Annotated in this window: 14 protein-coding genes and 1 pseudogene; 11 read left to right on the top strand and 4 right to left on the bottom strand. The window is 72.4% G+C overall.

Annotation, left to right across the window (positions count from 1 at the left end; translation table 11 throughout):
* Nucleotides 1-113 precede the first annotated feature (113 nt).
* From ACH4S7_RS22650 to ACH4S7_RS22640, 3 genes are all read right to left on the bottom strand, one after another.
* On the bottom strand, nucleotides 114-917 hold the full coding sequence (locus ACH4S7_RS22650) for a gamma-glutamyl-gamma-aminobutyrate hydrolase family protein (RefSeq protein WP_398523186.1): 804 nt from the start codon (nucleotides 915-917) through the stop codon (nucleotides 114-116).
* 255 nt (nucleotides 918-1,172) lie between these two features.
* The gene (locus ACH4S7_RS22645; RefSeq protein WP_398523039.1) at nucleotides 1,173-1,769 is read right to left on the bottom strand and encodes a MarR family winged helix-turn-helix transcriptional regulator; all 597 of its coding nucleotides are present in this window, start codon (nucleotides 1,767-1,769) and stop codon (nucleotides 1,173-1,175) included.
* A gap of 522 nt (nucleotides 1,770-2,291) precedes the next feature.
* The gene (locus ACH4S7_RS22640; RefSeq protein ID WP_398523038.1) at nucleotides 2,292-3,191 is read right to left on the bottom strand and encodes a ParB/RepB/Spo0J family partition protein; all 900 of its coding nucleotides are present in this window, start codon (nucleotides 3,189-3,191) and stop codon (nucleotides 2,292-2,294) included.
* Nucleotides 3,192-3,341: 150 nt separating this feature from the next.
* Between ACH4S7_RS22640 and ACH4S7_RS22635 the strand changes: the two genes are divergently transcribed.
* From ACH4S7_RS22635 to argF, 11 genes and pseudogenes are all read left to right on the top strand, one after another.
* Nucleotides 3,342-6,689: an AfsR/SARP family transcriptional regulator gene (locus tag ACH4S7_RS22635; RefSeq protein ID WP_398523037.1), complete on the top strand. Its 3,348-nt coding sequence runs from the start codon at nucleotides 3,342-3,344 to the stop codon at nucleotides 6,687-6,689.
* A 70-nt stretch (nucleotides 6,690-6,759) separates the two neighbouring features.
* Nucleotides 6,760-7,173 (top strand): cell division protein SepF, encoded by a 414-nt coding sequence (locus ACH4S7_RS22630; protein ID WP_398523036.1) that lies wholly within the window; start codon nucleotides 6,760-6,762, stop codon nucleotides 7,171-7,173.
* Nucleotides 7,174-7,268: 95 nt separating this feature from the next.
* Nucleotides 7,269-8,417 (top strand): AAA family ATPase, encoded by a 1,149-nt coding sequence (locus ACH4S7_RS22625; RefSeq protein WP_398523035.1) that lies wholly within the window; start codon nucleotides 7,269-7,271, stop codon nucleotides 8,415-8,417.
* A gap of 146 nt (nucleotides 8,418-8,563) precedes the next feature.
* A complete protein-coding gene (locus ACH4S7_RS22620) occupies nucleotides 8,564-8,896 on the top strand; it encodes a nucleotide pyrophosphohydrolase (protein ID WP_398523185.1) in 333 nt (110 codons plus the stop codon).
* A 553-nt stretch (nucleotides 8,897-9,449) separates the two neighbouring features.
* Nucleotides 9,450-9,926, top strand: a pseudogene (locus tag ACH4S7_RS22615) (DUF6099 family protein); the annotation flags it as partial.
* 313 nt (nucleotides 9,927-10,239) lie between these two features.
* On the top strand, nucleotides 10,240-11,163 hold the full coding sequence (locus tag ACH4S7_RS22610; RefSeq protein WP_398523034.1) for an LLM class F420-dependent oxidoreductase: 924 nt from the start codon (nucleotides 10,240-10,242) through the stop codon (nucleotides 11,161-11,163).
* 3 nt (nucleotides 11,164-11,166) lie between these two features.
* The gene (gene mmuM, locus ACH4S7_RS22605) at nucleotides 11,167-12,135 is read left to right on the top strand and encodes a homocysteine S-methyltransferase (protein WP_398523033.1); all 969 of its coding nucleotides are present in this window, start codon (nucleotides 11,167-11,169) and stop codon (nucleotides 12,133-12,135) included.
* 98 nt (nucleotides 12,136-12,233) lie between these two features.
* On the top strand, nucleotides 12,234-14,102 hold the full coding sequence (locus ACH4S7_RS22600; protein WP_398523032.1) for a 3' terminal RNA ribose 2'-O-methyltransferase Hen1: 1,869 nt from the start codon (nucleotides 12,234-12,236) through the stop codon (nucleotides 14,100-14,102).
* Nucleotides 14,099-16,660, top strand: coding sequence for a polynucleotide kinase-phosphatase (locus tag ACH4S7_RS22595; RefSeq protein WP_398523031.1), 2,562 nt, complete (start codon nucleotides 14,099-14,101; stop codon nucleotides 16,658-16,660). Before ACH4S7_RS22600 ends, ACH4S7_RS22595 begins: the two co-directional genes overlap by 4 nt.
* Before the next feature lie 160 nt (nucleotides 16,661-16,820).
* A complete protein-coding gene (locus ACH4S7_RS22590; protein ID WP_398523030.1) occupies nucleotides 16,821-18,053 on the top strand; it encodes an arginine deiminase in 1,233 nt (410 codons plus the stop codon).
* A 192-nt stretch (nucleotides 18,054-18,245) separates the two neighbouring features.
* A complete protein-coding gene (argF, locus tag ACH4S7_RS22585) occupies nucleotides 18,246-19,256 on the top strand; it encodes an ornithine carbamoyltransferase (protein ID WP_398523029.1) in 1,011 nt (336 codons plus the stop codon).
* Between the two features lie 100 nt (nucleotides 19,257-19,356).
* Here the strand turns inward: argF and ACH4S7_RS22580 are convergent, their stop codons facing one another.
* On the bottom strand, nucleotides 19,357-19,788 hold the full coding sequence (locus ACH4S7_RS22580; protein WP_398523028.1) for an ATP-binding protein: 432 nt from the start codon (nucleotides 19,786-19,788) through the stop codon (nucleotides 19,357-19,359).
* Nucleotides 19,789-20,021 lie beyond the last annotated feature (233 nt).

Raw genomic sequence — 20,021 nt, 5'->3', positions numbered from 1 at the left:
GAAATGTCAGGTGATGGGCTTTTTTGGGCACCGGATGGGTGCGGGCTATCCACCTGGCTGGAAAACGACCGTTTGAATCCGGGCCGGGCGTGGGTGTTCGTGGTGCCGCGGGTCTACCGGGTGGCGACCCGGACCAGGGTGTCGAAGACGCGCTGCTGCGCCGGGTCCTCGTGTGCCGTGTCCTCGGGATGCCACCGCACCGCCGTCAGCCACCCCTTCTCGCCGACGAGTTCCAGTGCCTCGGGCGAACCGTCGGCGGCCGTGGCGGTGATCCGTAGTCCGGCGCCAAGCCGTTCGACCAGCCGGCGGTGGTGGCCGGAGACCTCGGCCTTCTCACCGCCGATGATCCGGGCGATCCGGGATCCCGCCCGCAGGGTCACCGGGTGCGTCCGGCTGAGGTGTTCGCGGTCCACTCCGTCCCGACCGTCCTGGCGCAGGGTCCCGCCGAGCACGGTGTTCACTATCTGGAGCCCCCGGCAGACGGCGAGCAACGGCCGGCCGGCGCGCAGCGCCTGGCGGGCCACTTCGAGGTCGAAACCGTCCTGTTCGTCGGCGGTGGCCGCCGCCGACAGGTCCTCGGTGGTCCGCGGGCGGCCGTCATGCCGAGCGGGCGCCGCGTGTCCTATCCGGCCCGCGTCCTCCGCCTGTTCCTCCGCCTGTTCCTGGGGGGCGCCGTACCGGTGCGGGGCGACATCGTCGCCACCGGGCAGCAGCACACCGTCGAAGCGGGCCAGTCGGGCGGCCACATCGACCGCGTAGGCGAAGCCCCCGGGGGCGTACGGATGGATCGTCACGGGCTCGCCGCCCCCCCGCCACACCGCCTCGACCAGGGCATGGGCGCTGGCCTCGGCCGCGTACCGCACGGCCGACGCGGAGGCGGAGAAGCGGGCGGGGATCGCGATCAGTGGTCTCGGCAGGGTCACGGCGGGATCCAGGTCGTCTTCGGTTCGGTGGGCCCGGGCAAGGGGTGGACGGCCGAAGGCCACTGACGGACCGTCCCGTCCCACCGAGAGGACGCGCGGATCGCCCGTCCGGTGGCAGTCGGCCGCCATCCCGGACGGGAATGGCCGGTTGTCATATTCGTTTGAGGCCAAACGGCAGGGGGATCGTAGGGCGCCGGACAGCGGCGGGACAAGGGTTTCACGCCAACGGCACGATCTTCAGCCGGGTGGTCATGGTCGATCGGTCGCCGCGCGGGGAACCGCGGGGCGTCGGCCGCCGCGGCGCGGTGCCGGGGCCGCGCCGTCCAGCAACCGTGCCCGGCGCTCCTCGCCGTGCGTCTCGATCTGTGTCACGACCCGGCGCAGCGCGTCCGCCGTATCTCGGCACTCCTCATCGCTCAACTGCCCGGCGACGAAGACCTCCTCCGCGTTGAACTCGGGGAACAGGCTCCCCATCACCCGCTCGCCCTCGGGGGTGAGCGAGAGCAGTACCCGCCGACCGTCGGAGGGGTGCTCGAAGCGGCGGACGAGGCCGCGTGACTCCAGGGTGCGCGCGACGCCCGTCAGGGTGCCCTTGGAGATGCCCGCCTCCTCGGCGACGAGCCGGGTCTCCCGCTCGCCCCGGATCCAGACGACCCAGAGCACCACGAACCCGGTCCAGGTCAGATCGGAGCCGCGCAGTACGGAGTTCTCGACATGCTGGCGGACCGCGGCGGCGGCGCGGTGGATGCTGCCCACCATGGCCATCTGCTCGCGCCGGATCGGTGTGTTGCCCAGTTTGGCGCGGATCATTCGCTCGGTCTCGGCGATGGGTCGCTGGCCAGCCACGAACTCTCCTCGGACGGAACCCGTCGACATGGACGAAGTCGCTCGGGCTCGGAATCTGGACCCGTGCCGAGGCGCGGGCGGTTGGCGGGGCGAGGCCGACCGCCGGTCATGGATCCCCCCGGCGGTCGGCCCCCTGACTGGCGCGTGAGCGGCCCGCGGCCGGCGACCCGCGGTCGATCCGGCCGCGGGTGCGCCACAGATGGACGGCCCCCGCACCTGGATGGTCACGCGTGCGGTGCCGGTCGCCGGGTCAGCGCCGCTCCCGGGGGGCGGGTGCGGCGCCGTACGGTGGTGTGTCCGGGTGCGGTTGACGCGGCCGATGCGCCGGCCCGTACCCGGGTCGACGGGGGCCGGGACCCCCGTACCCCGTAGCCGGGGGCCGGTAGCCGGTAGCCGGGGGCGGGGACCCCCGTACCCCGCACCCCGTACCCGGTAGCCGGTAGCCGGGTCGACGGAGGCCGGGACCCCCCGCTCCCAGTGGCTGCGTCGACAGCGCCGGGACCCCCGTACCCGGCCTGCCGGTCAGCCGCGCCGCGGAGCGACGAGCCGGGCCGCGCGCGCCTCCTTCTCCGCCTCCTGCCAGAGTCTGCGCAGCATCCGCGCCCGCTCGGCCGGCCGCATCCGCGCGATGGCGATCTCGGCGCACGCCTGCCCGTCCGCCCACGGCATGGTGAGGGTCGCGCGCTGCTGCCGGGGGATCCCAGCCAGTGGCGGAACCCCCGCGTCCGGCCGGTGCCGGGGCTCCATGGGCCGGCCGGACCTGGCCTCGGTGGCCGCCGCCCGCGCGTCGGCCCGCTGCTTCTGCTGCTGCGGTGAGAGCCGGGCGAGATTGCGGACATGGACGACCTTGCGCCGGCCGGCGAGGAGATCGGCCTGGAGTTCCGGGCCGAGTTCGAGGACGGAGAGCTTGGACGAGATCGTGGACTGCGCGATCCCGAGCCGCTTGGCCGCCTTGTTCTGCGAACCGTAGAACTCGACCAGCTTCTTCAGTGCGTACGCCTGTTCGAGCGGGTTCATGTCGTCGCGGTGCACATTGGCGACGAAGGCGGCTTCGAGGAGCGAACGGTCCGTGGAGACCAGGGCGTCGTCGACACTGACCCGGACCCGGCCGAGCCCCGCCCGCCGCGCCGCTTCCAGCCGGCGGTGGCCGTCCACGACGATGTAGCGTGCGCGTGGGTCGAGTTCGTCGGCCCGACGGGGCCGTTCGCGCACATACGCCTCGACCGAGGCGACCGTGATGGCGTTGACGAGGCCGATTTCCCTGATGCTGACGGTCAGCGGCTCCAGGTCCCGCAGCGACTCGCGCGGATTATCCGGGTTCTGGCCGATCCAGCTCAGCGGCAACTCCGTCGGCAGCGACCGGATACCGGCGTCGGGGCGGGTCTGTCCGTGATGGATCTCGGTGAACGTCTCGGAAGTCATGCTGTGGGAACCCCTCCTCTTGCCTGCCGCCCGGACCCCCCGCGTTCAAGCCCGGACACCCTGGCAAGGTGTCAGGAGCCACCGGCCACGGCCTGGCCATGGTCTTGCCATTCGCTTGCCACTTGCCAGGCGATTGCGGAGGATGCAGGGATGACCGATGGGGGAATGGGATTTCGCGTCCTGGGGGGCCTGGAGTGGCTCTCCGGCGACGCGACGCTGAGGATCGGGCGGCGCCGGGAGCGGCTGCTGCTCGGTCTGCTGCTGCTCGACATCGGGCGGGTGGTCCCGGCCAACCGTCTGATCGATCTGCTCTGGGACGAGGGACGGCCCCCGACGAGCGCGCGCGGCAGTCTCCAGGTCCATGTCTCCAGGCTCCGCAACCGCTTCCTCCAGGCCGAGGCCGAACGGCACGGTTTCACCCTCGCCCGGGCCGGCGACGGCTATCTGGTCGACGGCGATCCGGCCGCCGTCGACCTGCACCGGTTCCGCTTCCTGCTCCAGGAGTCGGAGCGGGCCGGGACCCCGGCGGAACGGCTCCGCCTCCTCGACGGCGCACTCGCCCAGTGGGCCGGCCCGGTGCTCGCCGGCACGGCGTCGGACGCGCTGGTCCGCCGGCTCGGCACCGGATTCGACGAGTTGTACCTCTCGGCGATCACCCGGCGCGCCGAGGCCCGGCTCGCCCTCGGCCAGCGCGGTGTCGTCCTGGAGGAACTGGCCCGTGCGACCGCCGAACATCCGTACCACGAGCGGCTCGCCATGCTCCGGATGATCGCGCTGTACCGCGCGGACCATCGCGGCGAGGCGCTGGAGGTGTACAACGAGACCCGCTCCCGGCTCGCCGAGGAGCTCGGCCTCGACCCGGGCGCCGATCTGAGCCGGGTGCAGAGCATGATCCTGCGCGCCGACCCGGAACTCCTCGGTGACGCCGTCGTCCGCGGCCCCGGGGACGACCCGCCGGCGGTTGCCGGCCCCCGTACCCCCGGCACGGCCCGGGCGGCGGACGACGTCACCGCCGTCCCGGAACGGGCCCCCGCGACCCATGACCACCCGCCCCACGACCGTACGACCGAGGACACCAGGGGACCGCGGCCGGCCGAGACCGACCCGATGGCGCGACCCGAGGCCGAATCGGTCCAGCGGCACTCCAGGACGGGCGCGTTCATCGGCCGGGCGCAGGAGCTGGAGCAGCTTGACTCCCTCGCCGACGACGCGAGCGGCGGCTCCGGTGTGGTGATGGTCGTGGGCCCGGCGGGCAGCGGGAAGACCGCGCTCGCCCTCCGCTGGTGCCGCGGCGCGGGGGACGCGTTCCCCGACGGTCAGCTCTTCCTGGACCTGCGCGGTCACAGTGACCGGACCCCCATGTGCCCCCGGGAGGCCCTCTCCGGGCTGCTGCGCGGACTCGGCGTCCCGTACCAGGACATCCCGCACGACGCCCCCGGGATGGCGGAGCTGTACCAGCGCACCCTGACCGACCGGCGGGTGCTCATCGTCCTCGACAACGCCGAATCCGCCGACCAGGTACGCGAGCTGCTGCCGTACGAGGTGGGCTGCCTCGCCCTGGTCACCAGCCGCAACCGGCTCGGTGCGCTGATCGTCAGCCATGGCGCCTCCATGCTGCCGCTGCGCCCGCTGGCCTCCGGGGACGCGGAGGAACTCGTCCGCAGTGTCGTCGGGACGGTCCGCGCCGCCGCCGAACCCGGGGCACTGGCCGACCTCGTCGCCCTCTGCGGCAGGTCACCGCTGGCGCTCCGCATCGCCGCCGCGAACCTCGCGCTCCACCCCGACTGGCGGATCACCGACCATGTCACGGCGCTGCGGACGGGCAACCCGCTGGAGAGCCTCGCCGTCGCGGGTGACCCCGAATCGGCCGTCCGCCGTGCCTTCGAACTGTCCTACCGCCGGCTCGACTCCGAGACCAGGCGCGCCTTCCGGCTGCTGGGACTGCTACCCGGACCCAAGACGACGGTGGCCGCGGTCGCCGCGCTGCTGGGCCGCTCACCCACCTCCGCACACCCCCTGCTGGACTGTCTCTTCGCCGAACACCTGGTGGAGCGCGACGGCTGCGGCCGACTGCGGCTGCACGATCTGATCCTGTGGTACGCCCGCCTCCTGGTGGAAGCGGAGGAGTCGGAGTCCGCGCGCCGGGAGGCCCGGCGCGGGCTGCTGCGCTGGTACACCGCCTCCGCCGATGCGGCTGCCCGCTCGCTCTACCCGCAGATACTGCGGTTGGAGGTCGACCCTCTGGAGGAGGTCGCGCGCGCCGAGAGGTTCGACGGCCCACAGGGCGCGGCCGACTGGTTCGACGCCGTCCACAAGGATCTGGTCGCGCTGATCGAGGCGGGATCCGACGAACCCTGCTCGGCCGTCTGGGTACTCGCCGATCTGCTGCGCGGATACTTCTGGCTCCGCCGCGACGCCGAGACCTGGATCGCGGTCGCCGCGGTCGCCCTCCGGACGGCGCGGGCCGCCGGTGATCTGCGGGGTCAGGCCGCGGCCCACCAGAGCCTGGGGCTCGCCACCTACACCACCGGCGACCCCGAGCTCAGCCGGGGCCACTTCGAGCAGGCCATGGAGCTGGCCCGGAGCGCCGACTGGGGCGAGTGTGAATCGGTCGCCCTGTCGAACCTCGCCGGGGTCTCCGCCGACCTCGGACTCCTCAGCCAGGCCGCCCGGTTCTACGACCAGGCCGTCACCATCGACCGCAGGCTGCGACGCACCCCGCACCAGCCGCTCCAGGGCCTGGGCGAGGTGCTCTATGGCATGGGACGGCTCCGCGAGGCCGAACGCCTCTGCCGCCGCGCCCTCGCCCTCTCCCGGAAGCTGTCGGCGCCCGACAGCATCGCGCGGATCAATGCCACCCTGGCGCTGATCTCCCTCGACCTCGGTGAACCTGTGAAGGCCCGGGAGCTGGCCCTGGGCTCCCGGGAGGGTTTCCGCGCCATCGGCAATCAGTCGGGCGAGTGCGAGGCCGTCAGCGCGCTGGCGGTGATCGCGGCCGAGAGCGGCGATGGCGCCGGGGCGCTGCGGTTCGGGCTCGCCGCCTGCGGGTTGAGCCGGCGGTCGGGCCGGCCGCGCACCAGGCTGGATGCGATGATCGCCATGGGCCGCGCCCGCTACCGGCTCGGTCAGTACGAACGCGCCTACGAGCATTACCGGATCGCCCGCCGGACCGCCGAGGAGATCGGCTTCCTGAAGGGGCGTACGGTGGCACTGCTCGGACTCGGGCTCTGCGCGGCCCGCGCGGGCCGGCCGCTGGAGGCCCTCTGTCACGCGGGCGCCGCGCTGGAATTGGCCCAGGAGTCCCAGCTACGGCTGTTGGAGGGACAGGCACAGACGGTCATCGCACTGGCCCAGGCGGGCCGGGGGGAGGAGGCGGCGGCGGAGCGGGCGGTCCGACAGGCCGAGGCGATCTACACCGGCACCGGGTATCGTCCGACGAGTTCGCCCTTCGAGGCGCCGCTGGAGGCCCCCCGGCCGGCCGGCAGTTGCGTAAGTTAATGATCTTTCCCTCAGGAGTTCGGCCGTGTCGATGTTGGGCCGAACGGGTGAGGGGCGCGAGGATGTAGGTATGAGTAGGTACGAGCGGTACGACGTCACCGACGAACAGTGGGAGGGCCTTGCCCAGGTTGTTCCGTTGCGTGGCCGGAACGAATGGCCTTCCAGGGCCGATCACCACACGGTCCCGCGCGATGAGGGCGCGGAACAGCGGCGGATGGTCGTGCTGCGGGTGAGCATCTTCTCCGACGCGCGCGACGTCGCCGAATACCTCATCGACCGGATTCCGGTACTGCTCGACCTGACCAGCGCGGACACCGATGTCGCCAAGCGCATCCTGGACTTCAGCAGCGGTGTCGTCTTCGGGCTCGGCAGTGAGATGCACCGGGTCGACCGGAACGTCTTCCTGCTGGCTCCGGCGGGCACCGAGGTCGAGGGCATCGCGGAGGCCACCGACACCTTCACCCGCTCCATGCCCCGCCAGTAGCCCCCGCCGCCGGCCGGGAAACCCGTCCCCCGTTCGTAGGAAGCCCCCGGCGGCGGAACGGTTCCGCGCGGCAGGCGCTGCGTACCGTCCGGCCCATGGACGCGAACTCCCTGCTCAACGGCGCCGACGACACCCGGCCCACCGTCACCGGGCTCCGGCTCTCCGCCTTCCGGAACCACCGTGGCGCCGTCTTCCCCCTCACTCCGCTGACCCTGTTCGCGGGGGTCAGCGGCAGCGGTAAATCGAGCGTCCTCCAGGCGTACGAGGCGCTGGCGCGGCTGGGCGCGGGGGAGGCGCTCGGGAATGCGTTCCCCGACCCGGCCGGCTGCGTACCGGAGTGGGCCGGGGCCGACGAGCAGGGGCGTCGGGGGTTCCGGATCGGCTGTACGGTCGACGGTCCGGCCGGACCGGTACGGCTCGATGTCGCCATCCAGGCGGAGCCCGAACTGCGCATCGTCGGGGAACGCCTGACCGGTGGTGGGCGGACCCTGCTGACCACGGCGCTGCGCGATCCCCGGCGCCGTACGGTGCAGGCCGCCTGGCACACGGCGGGGGCGGTCCCGGTGACCCGTGGACCCCTCCCGGACGACCGGCTCGGCACGGCGCTGCTGCCGCTGCGGGTGGCCGGGAAGACCCGGGGACAGTTGCTGGTGCTCGCGGCGGCCGAGCAGGTGGTGGTGGCGCTGCGTTCGGTCTTCGTCTGCGATCCCCAGCCGCAGGGGATGCGCCGGCCGGTCACGGCAGGTGGCGCGCGGCTCCGGCGGGGCTGTGACAACCTCGCCGAAGTGCTCGACCGTACGCGCGGTCAGTGCGCCAAGCGGTACGCGCGACTGACGGCGGCGGCGCGCACGGGGTGCGCGGGGGAGGTCACCGGACTGGCCGTCGAGGAACTGGGCGACGGGACCGTACGGGCGCTGCTGGCCCGGGGCGACGGGCGGGGGGCGACTCCGGTGGAGCGGCTCGGTGAGGGCGAGTTGCGGTATCTGGCGCTCGCGCTGGTGCTGTTGACCGGACCGGGGGTGCTCGCCATGGATCCGGCGGCGGAGGTGCCGCCCGCGTATCAGTCACTGACGGTGCTCGCGGACGGGTTCGACCGGTGTCTGGACGCGCGCCAGGCGCGCGAACTGGTGACGCTGGGGGCGGAGATGGCGGCCCGGGGGCATGTGCGGCTGGTGGGGGCGGTCTCGGAGGCGTCGTTCGCGCGTGGGGTGGCGGGGGTGACGGTGGTAGATCTAGTGCCGTGAAGAGCGATGGCGGGCGACGGGACGGCGACGGGCGACGGACGGGCGAGTGCGCTCCGGACGGAGGTGCGACGGGGCGACCGGCGCGGGGTCGGGTGGGCGAGCCGGATGCGGCGGGCGCGGACGGGCCGGATGTGGCGGGGGTCGCTGTGACGGGCGCGGACGGGCCGGATGTGGCGGGGCTGCGGCGCAGGCTCACCGCGTTCGCGGCGGCGCGCGGTTGGGAGCCGTACCACACACCGAAGAACCTGGCCGCGGCGCTCAGCGTCGAGGCGTCCGAACTGGTCGAGATCTTCCAGTGGCTGACACCGGAGGAATCCGCCCGGGTGATGGACACGGAGGAGACGGCACATCGGGTACGGGACGAGGTGGCCGATGTCCTCGCGTATCTGTTGCAGTTCTGCAAGGTGCTCGACATCGACCCGCTGGCGGCGCTCTCCGAGAAGATCGACAGGAATGAGACCCGGTTTCCCGCGCCGTGACGGCATGACGGTGCCTCCCCCGGCGGCCCGGGGGCCCCGTGCGGAGCCCTGATACGAGGGCCGTCGTGGGTGGTACCGGGGGCGGGAATCGGGGGGCGGGCGTCCGACGGGTCACTCCGGAGCGAGGTCCCCGGGTGCGCCGCGGCGTTCCCTTGTCGAGGGGGCCAGCGCGTCATGAGGGCGGGAGTCGCCGGCTGCGACCGGGAGTCGCGATGCCGGTCGGTCGTGTCGTCGGGGGAGCCGCGGTGTCAGGGCGCGGCGAGGGTGACACTGTGACGTCCGGGGGCTCTGGGGCCATCGGGTCCCGAGTCAAGTGAGCTGTGAATCAAGGGAGTTGTGAATTCGGGAGGCGATGAGGCGTCGGGTTCGCGGTGGAATCAGGCGGTCCGCCCCTTCGCCGATCACGAATTGGTCACTCTATGGAGTCATGAAGATGTTAAAAGTCGCCTTGCTGTCCACAGATTTCCGTTTTCCCCTAGCTTTTTGGCTCAACAGGTCTCACTCTGGGTAATGGACTAGTGGGCAGCAAGTCCTAGGAACGGGGGCGGCGCACATGGATGCGGAGCGGCTCATCGGAGTGAGCCGGCATGCCTTGGCGCAAAGCCGAGCGGTACCGGACATCGTGGCGGAGTCATGGCAGGCCCAGGCTCTCGCCCAGGCGATAGGCGGCCGGCTGGCGGTCTATGGACCGCTGGAGCTGAGGAAGGAGGCGCGAGGGCTCAGCGAGACCGGCGCGCGCGGGATCGGGGCGCCGGACCATCCCGGGGTGCGCGCCGGGATCAGGGCGGCGCAGCTCTCGGAAGTGATGGACGCGCGCGAGACGTTGCTGGCGTTGGGCGCGTTACTGGGCGATGTGGGGATCGCTCTCGTCGGTGTCGCGTGCTCCACCGACGAGGAGGGTCTCTACTGGCAGTGTGTCGAGGCGATAGACGCGGCCGACGAGTCGAACGACCGGGTGCGCGGCATGTTGCGTCGGCTCGCCGCGCGCGAGGCGGGCCGCCGCCCGGAAGCGGCCCGGTGGCGGCCCGGCCAGTCCGCCGCGCCGGACGGGGGCGACACCCACCGAACCGACAGTCGCCCCCGCTCGCCGGGCTCCGCCCGGTCGTCGGTCGACTCGCCCAGGCCGGCCCGCTCGCGCGGTGCCCGCGGGTCATCGGAGCCCCCCGGCCCCCGAGGACTGACGGGGCCCCCGGTGGACACGGCGGCGGGGGCGGCTGTCGGTTCGGTGGCGGTGGCGCCCTCGATGCGGCAGTGAGATCACCCACTCCCGAGAGCACTCGGAATCCGTCCGGCACGACGGGGACGGCGCGGACGAGAGCCGTTCGACAGTGCAGGATGGACACATGCATCTGCGAATCTTCACCGAGCCCCAGCAGGGTGCGAGCTACGACACACTGCTGACCGTCGCCAAGGCCACCGAGGACCTCGGCTTCGACGCCTTCTTCCGCTCCGACCACTATCTGGCCATGGGATCGGCCGACGGGCTGCCCGGCCCGACCGACGCCTGGATCACCTTGGCCGGGCTGGCGAGGGAGACCAAGCGGATTCGCCTCGGCACCCTGATGACCGCCGGCACCTTCCGGCTGCCGGGCGTGCTGGCCATCCAGGTGGCCCAGGTCGACCAGATGTCGGGTGGTCGGATCGAGCTGGGGCTGGGCGCCGGCTGGTTCGAGGAGGAGCACAAGGCGTACGGCATCCCGTTCCCTAAGGCGAAGTTCGGCCGCCTGGAGGAGCAGCTCGCGATCGTCACCGGCCTGTGGGCCACGGAGGTCGGCGAGACCTTCTCGTACGACGGCACGCACTACCAGCTCACCGATTCGCCCGCGCTGCCCAAGCCCGCGAACGGCAAGGTGCCGATCCTGATCGGCGGGCACGGCGCGACCCGTACCCCTGCCATCGCCGCCCGGTACGCGGACGAGTTCAACATGCCGTTCGCCTCCATCGAGGACAGCGAGCGGCAGTTCGGCCGGGTCCGCGCCGCCGCCGAGAAGGCCGGGCGCGCCGCCGACGATCTGGTGTACTCGAACGCGCTGGTGGTCTGTGTCGGCAGGGACGACGCCGAGGTGGCGCGCCGCGCCGCCGCCATCGGCCGGGAGGTCGACGAGCTGAAGGCGAACGGCCTTGCCGGCTCGCCCGCCGAGGTCGTGGACAAGATCGGCCGGTACGGGGCGGTCGGCGCGTCCAGGATCTACCTCCAGATGCTGGACCTGCACGATCTGGACCATCTGGAGCTGCTCTCCACCGAGGTCCAGTCGCAGTTGGGCTGACCGGTGCGCCTCGCCCGCCCGCTCGCCGCCGCCCTCGCCGATGGCCCCGTCGTCCTGGACGGCGGGCTCGCCGACCAGTTGGCGACCCAGGGCGGTGACCTCTCGGGCGACCTCTGGTCGGCGCGGCTGCTGGCCGACGACCCGCGGCGGATCGAGGCGGCCCACACCGCCTTCGCGCGCGCGGGCGCGCGGGTGCTGATCACCGCCAGCTATCAGGCGACGTTCGAGGGGTTCGCGCGCCGGGGCGTGGCGCGGGCCGAGGCCGCCGCACTGTTCGCCCGCAGCGTCGAGCTGGCCCGCGCCGCGGCGGTGGCCACCGGCGCCGAGGCGTGGGTGGCGGCCTCGGTCGGTCCGTACGGGGCGATGCTCGCGGACGGCAGCGAGTACCGGGGGCGGTACGGACTCTCCGTACGCGAGCTGGAGCGTTTCCACCGGCCCCGGGTGGAGGCGCTGGCGGCGGCGGCCCCCGACGTACTCGCGCTGGAGACGGTGCCGGACACGGACGAGGCGGAGGCGCTGCTGCGGGCCGTCGAGGGTTGTGGGATCCCGGTGTGGCTCTCGTACAGCGTCGCCGGCGACCGCACCCGCGCCGGTCAGGAGCTGGCGGCGGCCTTCGGTCTCGTACGGGGGCACGACCAGGTGATCGCGGTGGGTGTGAACTGCTGCGCACCGGACGACGCGGGGCCCGCCGTGCGGCTGGCGGCGGAGGTGACGGGCAAGCCGGTGGTCGTGTATCCGAACAGCGGGGAGCGGTGGGACACCGGCGTGCGGGCCTGGCGGGACGGCGCCACCTTCGATCCCGCCGGGGTACGGGAGTGGGTGATGGATGGCGCCCGGCTGGTCGGCGGCTGCTGCCGAGTGGGGCCCGCGACGATCGCCGAGGTCGCGGCCGTCGTGGCGGCAACCACAGCCACGGATACGGATACCGATACGGACGTAGCCACGGAGATGGATACGGGCCCGCCGCACTGAGCCCGTGGCGCGCGCCCGGCCGGGGGGCACGCCGGCCCCGAGCCGCCCGCGCGGGAAATCCATGGTCGGGACGGGCGAACAGCACCATAATCGGGTTGGTGTTCCTGACAATCAGTACGACCGGCTCCCCAGAGCGTCCCGCCACCGATCTCGGCTTTCTGCTGCACAAGCATCCCGGGAAAGCGCAGACGTTCTCCACCTCGCACGGCACGGCGCACGTCTTCTACCCCGAGGCGTCCCCCGAGCGGTGCACGGCCGCGCTGCTGCTGGAGGTGGACCCGGTGGCGCTCGTACGGCGGGGCAAGGGCAAGGGGCGCGGCGGCGCCCCCGACTCGGCGCTCGCCCAGTATGTGAACGACCGCCCGTACGCGGCCTCCTCGCTGCTCGCGGTCGCGTTGAGCACCGTCTTCAAGAGCGCCCTGCGCGGGGTGTGCCCCGCGCTGCCCGAGCGGGTCGGGGCGCCGTTGCCGCTGCGGATCGAGGTGCCCGCGCTGCCCGCGCGCGGTGGCGGTGTCGAGCTGGTCCGGAGGCTTTTCGAGCCGCTGGGCTGGACATCGGTGGAGGCGCGGCCGGTGGCGCTGGACGAGCGGTTCCCCGAGTGGGGCGAATCCCGCTATGTCCAGCTCGTGCTGGAGGGGGAGGTGCGGCTCGCCGACGCGCTGCGGCAGCTCTACGTCCTGCTGCCGGTACTGGACGACGCCAAGCACTACTGGGTGGCGCCCGACGAGGTCGACAAGCTGCTGCGCGCGGGTGAGGGCTGGCTGGCCGAGCACCCCGAGCAGCAGTTGATCACCAGCCGCTATCTGGCCCGTCGCGGGGCGCTGACCCGGCAGGCGCTGGAGCGCCTCGAACTGGTGCGGCTCGCCGAGGCCGACGATCTGCCGGTCGAGGACGTCGACAACGCGGTGGACGAGACCGCGGACACGGCGGAGCGGCCGGTTCCGCTCGCGGCGCGGCGGCGCGCCGCGATCCTGGCGGCGCTCCGTGCGGCCGGGGCGGCCCGGGTGCTCGATCTGGGCTGCGGCCAGGGCCAATTGGTCGGCGAGCTGCTCAAGGACGCGCGCTTCACGGAGATCGTCGGCGTCGATGTCTCCGTACGGGCGCTGAGCGTCGCCGCCCGCAGGCTGAAGCTGGACCGGATGGGCGAGCGACAGGCGGCCCGGGTCCAGTTGATCCAGGGCGCGCTCACCTACACCGACAAGCGGCTGACCGGTTACGACGCCGCCGTGCTCAGCGAGGTGATCGAACACCTCGACCTGCCGCGACTGCCCGCCCTGGAGTACGCGGTGTTCGGCTCAGCGCGCCCGGCGACCGTGATCGTGACCACGCCGAACGTCGAGTACAACGTCCGCTGGGAGACGCTGCCGGCCGGTCATGTCCGGCACGGTGACCACCGCTTCGAGTGGACCCGGGAGGAGTTCCGGGCCTGGGCGGCGGGCGTCGCCGAACGGGACGGCTACGGCGTCGTGTTCCTGCCCGTGGGGCCGGACGACCCCGAGGTCGGACCGCCCACCCAGATGGCCGTGTTCACCCGCGCGGACGCCACCGCCAGGACACCGGCCGCGGAACGCCCGGCGACCGCGGACCGGACGGCCGAGACCGAGACCGAGACCGCCACGGACCGGGCAGCCGCCCCGAGCGACCCGAGCGACCCGGCCGCCCCGAGTGGCGCGGCGACCGCCACGGACCGGGCAGCCGACCCGAGCGACCCGAGCGTCCCGGCCGCCCCGAGTGGCGCGGCGACCGGCGCGACGACCGCCACGGACCGGGCAGCCGCCCCGACCGCCCCGACCGACCCGAGCGTCCCGGCCGCTCCGAGTGGCGCGGCGACCGGCGCCACGACCGCCACGGACCGGGCGCCCGATCCAACCGCCCCAACCGCCCCAACCGCCCCGATCGCGGCGAGCGGCGCGACGTCCGCCACGGACACCACCGACCCGACCGAGAAGGAGGCGAAGGCCGCATGACCACCACGCCCGACACCAGCACCACCACACCGGCGAAGCGCGTGCTCCCGGTCACCGATCTGTCGCTGGTCGTCCTCATCGGCGCCTCCGGCTCCGGCAAGTCCACCTTCGCCCGCAAGCACTTCAGGCCCACCGAGGTCCTCTCGTCCGACGCCTGCCGGGGGCTCGTCGCCGACGACGAGAACGACCAGAGCGCGAGCGGTGACGCCTTCGACGTCCTGTACTACATCGCGGGCAAACGGCTCGCCGCCGGCCGGCTGACCGTCGTGGACGCCACGAACGTCCAGGAGGAGAGCCGCCGCCGGCTGGTGCGGCTGGCCCGCGACCACGACGTCCTGCCGATCGCCATCGTCCTGGACCCGCCGGAGGAGGTCTGCGCCGCGCGCAACGCCGAACGACCCGACCGGGCCGGGATGCCCGTCCGGGTCATCCAGCGCCACCGCCGCGAGCTGCGCCGCTCCCTGCGCGGACTCGAACGCGAGGGCTTCCGCAAGGTGCACATCCTGCGCGGTGTCGCCGAGATCGAGGCCGCCGAGATCGTCCGGGAACGCCGCTACAACGACCTCACCCACCTCACCGGCCCCTTCGACATCATCGGCGATATCCACGGCTGCGCCTCCGAACTGGAGACGCTCCTCGCCGAGCTGGGATACGTGGACGGCGCCCACCCCCAGGGCCGTACGGTCGTCTTCGTCGGCGACCTCGTCGACCGGGGGCCGGACAGCCCCGGCGTACTGCGTCGCGTCATGTCCATGGTCGCCTCCGGCAACGCCCTCTGCGTGCCCGGCAACCACGAGAACAAGCTCGGCCGCTATCTCAAGGGCCGCAACGTCCAGCACACCCACGGCCTGGCCGAGACCATCGAGCAGTTGGGCCGGGAGACCCCCGAGTTCCGCGAGGAGGTACGGGAGTTCATCGACGGTCTCATCAGTCACTACGTGCTGGACGGGGGCAAGCTCGTCGTCTGCCACGCCGGACTGCCCGAGAAGTACCACGGGCGCACCTCCGGCCGGGTCCGTTCGCACGCGCTGTACGGGGACACCACCGGCGAGACCGACGAGTTCGGCCTCCCGGTGCGGTACCCGTGGGCCGAGGATTACCGGGGCCGGGCGGCCGTGGTCTACGGCCATACCCCCGTCCCGAACACCTCCTGGATCAACAACACCATCTGCCTCGACACCGGTGCCGTCTTCGGCGGCCGGATGACCGCGCTGCGCTGGCCGGAGCGCGAACTCGTCGACGTACCGGCCGAGAAGGTCTGGTACGAGCCGGTCAGACCCCTGCTGACCGATGCCCCCGGCAGCCGCGAGGGCCGGCCGCTGGACCTCTCCGACGTCCACGGGCGGCGCGTGGTGGAGACCCGTCACATGGCGCGCGTCAGCGTCCGTGAGGAGAACGCGGCGGCGGCCCTGGAGGTCATGAGCCGGTTCGCGGTCGACCCCCGGCTGCTCGCCTATCTGCCCCCGACGATGGCGCCCACCGCCAGCGCGAAGGCCGACGGCTATCTGGAGCACCCGGCCGAGGCGTTCGCCCAGTACCGCGCGGACGGTGTCGCCACGGTCGTGTGCGAGGAGAAGCACATGGGCTCCCGGGCGGTGGCGCTGGTCTGCCGCGACGCCGGGGCCGCGCGCGAGCGGTTCGGCGTGGACGGACCGACCGGCGCGATCCACACCCGTACCGGCCGGCCCTTCTTCACCGACCCGGCGATGACCGAGGAGATCCTCGACCGGCTCCGCACCGCGGTGACGGCGGCCGGACTCTGGGAGGCGCTCGACGCCAACTGGCTGCTGCTCGACGCCGAGCTGATGCCCTGGTCGCTGAAGGCGTCCGGGCTGCTGCGCTCCCAGTACGCGGCGGTCGGCGCCGCGGCGGGCGCCGTCCTCCCCGACGCCGTCGCGGCCCTCGAAGCCGCCGCCGCGCGCGGGGTGGACGTCGGCGGCCTGCTGACGCTCCAGCGGGAGCGCACGGTCGACGCGGTCGCGTTCACCGAGGCGTACCGGCGTTACTGCTGGCCCACGCGGGGCCTCGACGGGGTGCGGCTCGCCCCGTTCCAGATCCTCGCCGCCGGCAGCCGCTCCCTGGCCGCCGTGCCGCACGACAAGCAGCTCGGCTGGCTGGACCGGCTGGTGGAACACGACCCCACCGGCCTCCTCCAGGTCACCCGTCGTCTCCTGGTGGACACCGCCGACGACGATTCGGTCCGCGCCGGTGTCGACTGGTGGCTGGAGATGACCGGCCGCGGCGGTGAGGGCATGGTCGTCAAACCCCTCCAGGCCCTCGCCCGCGATGGCAAGGGCCGGCTCGTCCAGCCCGGTATCAAGGTCCGTGGCCGGGAGTATCTGCGCATCATCTACGGCCCCGAGTACACCCGCCCGGAGAACCTGGAACGCCTCCGGGGTCGCTTCCTGAACCACAAACGGTCCCTGGCGCTCCGGGAGTACGCCCTCGGCCTGGAGGCCCTGGACCGCCTCGCCGACGGCGAACCCCTGTGGCGGGTGCACGAGGCGGTCTTCGCAGTGCTGGCCCTGGAGTCGGAACCGGTGGACCCCCGGCTCTGACCCCGGACCGGGAGACAGCTCGATGACCGGCGGCCCCGGCCGCCGGTCATGGACGCGCTCCCGGTCCGTACGGCCGCCGCCGCCCCCGCGTGGGACACCGGACCCGACCTGGTCGCGCGTTCGCCGAGTGAAGAGGGGGTCGCGCGGTGAGGATGGGGGCATGGGATTCCATGTCGACTCCGAGACCGGGCGGCTGCGCCGGGTCATACTGCACCGGCCCGATCTGGAGCTGAAGCGGCTCACGCCGCGGAACAAGGACGCGCTGCTCTTCGACGACGTGCTCTGGGTGCGACGCGCCCAGCAGGAGCACGACGGGTTCGCGGAGGTGCTGCGCGGGCGAGGGGTGGAGGTCCATCTCTTCGGTGATCTACTGCGGGAGTCGCTCGACGTCCCGGAGGCCAGGAAGCTCGTCCTGGACCGGGTCTTCGACGAGAAGGAGTACGGGCCGCTCGCCACCGACCACCTCCGGGCGGCCTTCGATGAACTGCCGACGGCCGAGCTGGTCGAGGCGCTGGTCGGCGGGATGACCAAACGGGAGTTCCTCGCCGGTCATCCCGAGCCCACGTCGGTCCGGTTCCATGTGATGGACCTCGACGACTTCCTCCTCGACCCCCTGCCCAACCACCTCTTCACCCGCGACACCTCGGCCTGGATCTATGACGGGGTCTCCATCAACGCCATGCGCTGGCCCGCCCGGCGCCGGGAGACCGTGCACTTCGAGGCGATCTACACATTCCATCCGCTCTTCACGGGGCCGGAGGCGGGCGCGTTCCACCACTGGTCGGAGGGGCAGGACGACTACCCCTCCACCATCGAGGGGGGAGATGTGCTGGTCATCGGCAACGGCGCGGTGCTGATCGGGATGAGCGAGCGCACCACCCCGCAGGCGGTGGAGATGCTGGCCCGGGGCCTCTTCGCGGCCGGTTCGGCGCGCACGATCGTGGCGCTGGACATGCCGAAGCGGCGGGCCTTCATGCATCTCGACACGGTGATGACCATGGTCGACGGGGACACCTTCACCCAGTACGCCGGCCTCGGGATGCTCCGCTCGTACACGATCGAGCCCGCCGACGGCGGCCAGGGGCTCCGGGTGAGCGACCATCCGCCGGAGCGGATGCACAGCGCCATCGCCGCCGCGCTGGGGATGCGGGAGATCCGGGTGCTCACCGCGACCCAGGACGTGCACTCGGCCGAGCGCGAGCAGTGGGACGACGGCTGCAACGTGCTGGCGGTGGAGCCGGGCGTGGTGGTGGCGTACGAGCGGAACGTCACCACCAACACACATCTGCGTGAACGGGGCATCGAGGTGATCGAGATCCCCGGCAGCGAACTGGGGCGGGGCAGGGGCGGTCCGCGCTGTATGAGCTGTCCGGTGGAGCGGGACCCCGTGTAGCCCGACCTCGGGTAGCTCGACCCCGGGTAGGGCGACCCCGGGGAGGGCGACCCGGTGCGGGGGCGGGGAGCCCGCGCCGGTCGGTTACGGTTTCCGGTCTACTCGGCGAATTCCCGTATAGCGATGCAGTGGCTCGTATATACTTCCATGGTTACCGCGTTCGTGACGAAAGACGACGAAAGAGCAGCCATCATGGCGATACATCTCGAAGGCCGCCACTTCCTGAAAGAGCTGGATTTCTCCGCCGACGAGTTCCGCGGTCTGGTCGAGCTGGCCGCCCGGCTCAAGGCGGCCAAGCGCGCCGGTGCCGAGGTGCGGCTGCTGCGCGGGAAGAACATCGCGCTGATCTTCGAGAAGTCGTCCACGCGCACCCGCTGCGCCTTCGAGGTCGCGGCGGCCGATCAGGGGGCGTCGACCACCTACATCGAGCCCGCCGGCGCCCATATCGGCAGCAAGGAGTCGGCCAAGGACACCGCCCGGGTGCTCGGCCGGATGTTCGACGCGATCGAGTTCCGCGGTGATGCGCAGTCGACCGTCGAGGAGCTGGCCGAATATGCCGGGGTGCCCGTCTACAACGGGCTCACCGAGCTGTGGCACCCCACCCAGATGCTCGCCGATGTGCTCACGATGACCGAGCACAGCGAGAAGCCGCTCGCCGAGATCTCGTACGCCTATCTCGGCGACGCCCGCTTCAACATGGGCAACTCCTACCTGGTCACCGGTGCGCTGCTCGGGATGGACGTGCGGATCGTGGCCCCCCGCGCCTACTGGCCGGCCGAGCAGGTCGTGGCCCGGGCGCACGCGCTCGCCGAGACGAGCGGGGCGCGGATCACCCTCACCGAGGAGATCGCGGAGGGCGTGCGCGGTGCGGACTTCGTCGCCACCGACGTCTGGGTGTCGATGGGGGAGCCCAAGGAGGTCTGGGAGGAGCGGATCGCGGCCCTCGGCCCGTACGCGGTGACCATGGACGTCCTGCGCGCCACCGGCAACCCCGGGGTGCGGTTCCTGCACTGCCTGCCCGCCTTCCACGATCTCGGCAGCAGTGTCGCCCGGGAGATCCACGAGCGGCACGGGCTCAGCGAGCTGGAGGTGACCGACGAGGTCTTCGAATCGGAGCACTCGGTCGTCTTCGACGAGGCGGAGAACCGGATGCACACGATCAAGGCGGTGCTGGTCGCGACCCTCGCGCCGACCCATGGATGACCGACCGCGGGTGAGCCGGCCCGTGGGTGACCGACCGCGGGTCAATCGCCCGTGAGCGACCGGTCGCGGGTCAATCGCCCGTGGGCGACCGGCCGCGGAGTCACGTTCTCGCCGGGAGTCTGAACCACACCGCCTTCCCGCCCCCGGTTATCCGGTGCCCGCACTCCGCGCTCAGGGCGTGGATCAGCAGGAGCCCCCGACCGTTCTCCTGCCAGGGGTCGGGGGCGGGTGGCGGCGCGGCCGGGGAGAGTCCCCCCGGCGGTGTCGGATCACCGTCGTGGACCTCCACCTGACAGCCGGTCGCCCGCTGCTCCACCACCAGTTGGATGGGGGAGGCGCGGGGAGTGTGCTTCACGGCGTTGGCGACCAGTTCGGCCGTGAGTAGTTCGGCGGTGTCGATGTCCGTGGCCGTAGCGACCTGTGTCAGCGCTGTACGGATCAGTGCGCGGGCCAGGGGCACCGCCGCCGCCGAGTGCGGCAGCGCGATGCGCCACGAGGCGGCGCCGGTGGGTGTGAACACGGCGGGGTCCATTCGCGATGTGGTGTGCGTGGTGCGTGGTGGTGGGGTCCGTTCCGGATCCGGGGGCAATGTCTCGCCCTCCACGGTAGGAAGCTTGCCGGGCCGCACCTAGGGCCACAGACGTACTGGTCAGGACCTGTGTCACAACCGCGACAGGACCATTGCCGTGTCACGTGACCGGGATATCGCGCGGTGGGATATCGCGTGGTCGTGACGACGGTCACACATCGGTGATAACTTCGGAG

It is taken from the genome of Streptomyces sp. NPDC020965, from assembly GCF_044333555.1.
GTDB lineage: Bacteria > Actinomycetota > Actinomycetes > Streptomycetales > Streptomycetaceae > Streptomyces.
Note: the sequence above shows the minus strand (reverse complement) of the source record. Positions and strands in the feature narration are given on the sequence as shown.

Excerpts from the sequence above, each read along its gene's own strand:
- ACH4S7_RS22640 (WP_398523038.1), bottom strand. The coding sequence starts at position 3,191 with ATGACTTCCGAGACGTTCACCGAGATCCATCACGGACAGACCCGCCCC.
- ACH4S7_RS22635 (WP_398523037.1), top strand. The coding sequence starts at position 3,342 with ATGACCGATGGGGGAATGGGATTTCGCGTCCTGGGGGGCCTGGAGTGG.
- ACH4S7_RS22630 (WP_398523036.1), top strand. The coding sequence starts at position 6,760 with ATGAGTAGGTACGAGCGGTACGACGTCACCGACGAACAGTGGGAGGGC.
- ACH4S7_RS22625 (WP_398523035.1), top strand. The coding sequence starts at position 7,269 with ATGGACGCGAACTCCCTGCTCAACGGCGCCGACGACACCCGGCCCACC.
- ACH4S7_RS22610 (WP_398523034.1), top strand. The coding sequence starts at position 10,240 with ATGCATCTGCGAATCTTCACCGAGCCCCAGCAGGGTGCGAGCTACGAC.
- ACH4S7_RS22595 (WP_398523031.1), top strand. The coding sequence starts at position 14,099 with ATGACCACCACGCCCGACACCAGCACCACCACACCGGCGAAGCGCGTG.
- ACH4S7_RS22590 (WP_398523030.1), top strand. The coding sequence starts at position 16,821 with ATGGGATTCCATGTCGACTCCGAGACCGGGCGGCTGCGCCGGGTCATA.
- argF (WP_398523029.1), top strand. The coding sequence starts at position 18,246 with ATGGCGATACATCTCGAAGGCCGCCACTTCCTGAAAGAGCTGGATTTC.
- ACH4S7_RS22580 (WP_398523028.1), bottom strand. The coding sequence starts at position 19,788 with ATGGACCCCGCCGTGTTCACACCCACCGGCGCCGCCTCGTGGCGCATC.